Here is a 3,160-nt window from a genome sequence, read left to right as displayed (position 1 = left end):
TCGGCACAGAGAACGTAGTGGGCTGCGTCGACGTCAGCGCCACGCGCGGATGCACGAGCAGCGACACCACTCGTCCCGTACGCGACGCCGTGCCGCGGCGCGCCGGGCCAACCGCCTGCCCGCACCCGGGAGCATGGCGCCCGCCGAGACGCTGCAGCTGGTCTGGCACGGGCGGCGCCGCGTGCCCGGCGTCATGCCGGGGGAGTGGCTGACGGTCCGCGGCCGCGTCACCCAGATGGACGGCGTGCCCACCCTGCACAACCCCGAGTTCGACCTGGTCGACGCGCCCGAGGCCACGCTCTGAGCACGGCCCCGAGAGGAGAGCCCATGACCGAGCCGCGTGGCCCCGTCACCGCCGCCCCGGACGGGGCCGGCCCCCTGCCGTCTCGAGCCCGCCTGGACGAGCGCGGCCGCCTCGACGCGCTGGGCAGCGTCGGTGGCTGGCGCGGCATCGTCGAGGCCTCCCTGCCCACCCTCGTCTACATGGTCGGCTACGTCGCCACCCAGCAGGTGTGGCCCTCCGGCGTGGCGGCCGTCGCGGTCGCTCTCGTGCTGGGCGTCGCGCGCCTCGTCCAGCGCCAGTCGCCGGTCCAGGTGCTGGCCGGCCTCGCCGTCGTCGTCCTGTCCGTCGTGGTCTCCCTGACCACCGGCCAGGCCCGCGACTACTACCTGTGGGGCTTCGTCACCAACGCCGCCTACGGCCTCGCGTTCGCGGTGTCCGTCCTCGTGGGCTGGCCCGCGGCGGGCCTGGTGCTCGGCCTCGTGCGCGCCGAGGGCACCCGCTGGCGGGCCCACCGGCGTCGGCGCCGCGCCTACGCCGCGGCCACCTGGATCCTCGTGGCCGTGTTCGCACTGCGCCTGGCGGTGCAGGTGCCCCTCTACCTCGGGGACGCCGTCACCGCGCTCGGGGTGGCCCGCCTGGTGATGGGCCTGCCGCTCTATGCCCTGGGGCTCTGGCTCGCCTGGTCCGTCAGCTCGCCCGGTCAGGACGACGGCGTGCCGGCGGACTCCGCCGCCTCCGAGCGTCCCTGAGCGCGGCCCTCGCCGACGAGGAGGCGACGCAGGGCCGGCTCGGCGGAGCCGGCGGCCAGGAAGAAGAGCTCGTCGCCCACCTCCAGGACCTCGTCCGCCGACGCCTGCCGGGGGGCGCCGTCGCGCACGACCGCCACGAGCGGAGCCTCCTGCGGCCAGGACACGGTGCCGATGCGCCGGCCCTCGAGCCAGTGCTTTGCCGGGACCCGGAACTCGGACAGCGCCGCGCCGCCGGCCTCCAGCCTGAGCAGGCGCACGAGGTCCCCGGTCTCCACGGCCTCCTCCACGAGCGCCGTCATGATCGAGGGGGTGGACACGGCCACGTCCACGCCCCACGACTCGTCGAAGAGCCAGTCGTTGAGCGGGTTGTTGACGCGAGCCACGGTGCGGCCGACGCCGAACTCCGAGCGGCTCAGCAGGGAGCACACGAGGTTGACCCGGTCGTCGCCGGTCGCCGCGACGAGCACGTCCGCCTCCAGGGCGCCGCACTGCTCGAGCACGGTCAGGTCGCACGCATCCCCGAGGACGAGGCGTGCGCCGCCGACGTCGGCCTTGCGGGCCGCGTCCGTGCGCGCCTCGACGACGACCACCTCGTGGCCGTGCGCGTGCAGCTCCCGCGCGATGGAGGCGCCCACGGCGCCGGCTCCGGCGATGACGGCCCTCATGCCCGTCCCTCCTCGTCCTCGTCCGTGCCGTCCGGCACGCGTGCCTCGCCCTGCAGGGCGGCCTCCACCTGGTCCCGGCGGTCCACCGGGTAGACGGCGTGCAGCACGTCGCCCTCCTGCAGGCGGTCGCCCGGCCGGGGCAGCTGGCCGTCGCCGAGCCGGGTGAGGTAGGCGATGCGCATCCCCACCGTGGACTCGACGTCGGTCAGCCGACGGCCCCACCACGAAGAGTGGGGGACCAGCTCGGTCACGAGCAGCCGGCCGGAGGCGTCGCGGTGCTCCGCGTCGGCGGTGCCGGCCGGCAGCAGCCGGTGCAGCACCTGGTCGGCCGTCCACTGGATCGAGGCGACCGTGGGGATGCCGAGGCGCTGGTACAGCCGGGCCCGGTCGGCGTCGTAGATGCGCGCCACCACGTGGTCCACGTGGAAGGTCTCGCGGGCCACGCGGGCGGCGATGATGTTCGTGTTGTCGTCCGCGGTCACGGCCGCCAGGCCCTGCGCGCGGTCGATGCCGGCGGCGAGCAGCGCGGAGCGGTCGAAGCCCACGCCGGCCACGAGCTCGCCGGAGAAGCCGGGGGCCAGCCCCTCCACGGTCCGCGGGTCGCGGTCCACGAGGGCGACGCCGTGACCGGCCGCGTCCAGCGCGGCCGCCAACCGGGTGCCCACCCGTCCGCCGCCGACGATCACGTAGTGGGCCATGCCCGTCCCTGCCTCTCGTGCGGTGCTCCGTGCGCCGGGGAGCCGACGCGCGCTCCATCCTCGCATCCGGCGGGCACGTCCGGGAGCATCCGCGTCGCCGCGGCGCCCGGGCCCGGCGGGGGTACCGTGGTGCGGTGGCCACGCTGTCCTTCCTCCTGCGCCGCGGCCTCCTCGGTCGCCCCGTGACGTCGCACGCCGCCGACGAGCCCCGCATGAACCGGTGGCGGGCGCTGCCCGTGACGTCGTCGAACGCCCTGTCCTCCCTCGCCTACGCCCCGGACGAGGTCATCCTCACCCTGGTCGCGGCCGGCACGTCCGCGCTCGCGCTCGGACCCGCCGTCGGCTGGGCCGTCGTCGCGGTGATGCTGCTCATCGTCGTGTCCTTCCGCGCCGCGGTCGCCGCCGTTCCGCACGGCGGCATCTATCACATGGCCGGCACGAAGCTGGGCCCGAGGGCCGGCGTCGTCGCCTCGGCCGCACTCCTGCTGGACTTCGTGTTCACCGCCGCGGTCTCCGTGGCCGCCTTCGCCCACTTCGTGGCGGCGCTGGCCCCCGGACTCACCGTCGGCAGCCGCGTGCTGGTGGCCTCGGCCGCGCTCGTGGGCGTACTGCTGGCCGCGCTCCGCGGGGTGCGGCTGTCCCGGTGGGTGCTGCCCGTGCTCGTGAGCGTGTTCGTCGCCCTGACCGCGCTGCTCGTCCTGGCGGGCCTGAGTTCGGAAGAGCGTCGTGTAGGGCAAGGCTGCCGTCGCCGGTGTAGGCTAGGGG

At 75.7% G+C, this 3,160-nt stretch carries 5 protein-coding genes; 3 read left to right on the top strand and 2 right to left on the bottom strand.

Going from position 1 to position 3,160, the window contains the following annotated elements; translation table 11 throughout:
- The first annotated feature begins 22 nt into the window (after positions 1-22).
- Together D8M29_RS10385 and D8M29_RS10380 are read left to right on the top strand one after the other, a co-directional pair.
- The gene (locus D8M29_RS10385; RefSeq protein ID WP_238693385.1) at positions 23-304 is read left to right on the top strand and encodes a hypothetical protein; all 282 of its coding nucleotides are present in this window, start codon (positions 23-25) and stop codon (positions 302-304) included.
- A 23-nt stretch (positions 305-327) separates the two neighbouring features.
- Complete coding sequence (locus tag D8M29_RS10380; protein WP_020625079.1) at positions 328-1,032, top strand: DUF3159 domain-containing protein; 705 nt, start codon at positions 328-330, stop codon at positions 1,030-1,032.
- On the opposite strand, the gene D8M29_RS10375 is transcribed toward D8M29_RS10380, so the two are convergent.
- Both D8M29_RS10375 and D8M29_RS10370 read right to left on the bottom strand, forming a co-directional pair.
- A complete protein-coding gene (locus tag D8M29_RS10375; protein ID WP_020625080.1) occupies positions 984-1,697 on the bottom strand; it encodes a TrkA family potassium uptake protein in 714 nt (237 codons plus the stop codon). The genes D8M29_RS10380 and D8M29_RS10375 overlap by 49 nt on opposite strands.
- The gene (locus tag D8M29_RS10370) at positions 1,694-2,395 is read right to left on the bottom strand and encodes a TrkA family potassium uptake protein (protein ID WP_020625081.1); all 702 of its coding nucleotides are present in this window, start codon (positions 2,393-2,395) and stop codon (positions 1,694-1,696) included. Before D8M29_RS10370 ends, D8M29_RS10375 begins: the two co-directional genes overlap by 4 nt.
- A gap of 134 nt (positions 2,396-2,529) precedes the next feature.
- Between D8M29_RS10370 and D8M29_RS10365 the strand changes: the two genes are divergently transcribed.
- Positions 2,530-3,160: amino acid permease (locus tag D8M29_RS10365; protein WP_148111580.1), on the top strand; the 631-nt coding region annotated here is incomplete at its 3' end.

Origin of the sequence: Micrococcus sp. HSID17227 (genome assembly GCF_003989405.1) — a bacterium.
Classification (GTDB): Bacteria; Actinomycetota; Actinomycetes; order Actinomycetales; family Micrococcaceae; genus Micrococcus; species Micrococcus luteus.
The sequence above is the reverse complement of the archived record's forward strand: the minus strand, read 5'-3'. Positions and strand labels throughout refer to the sequence as shown.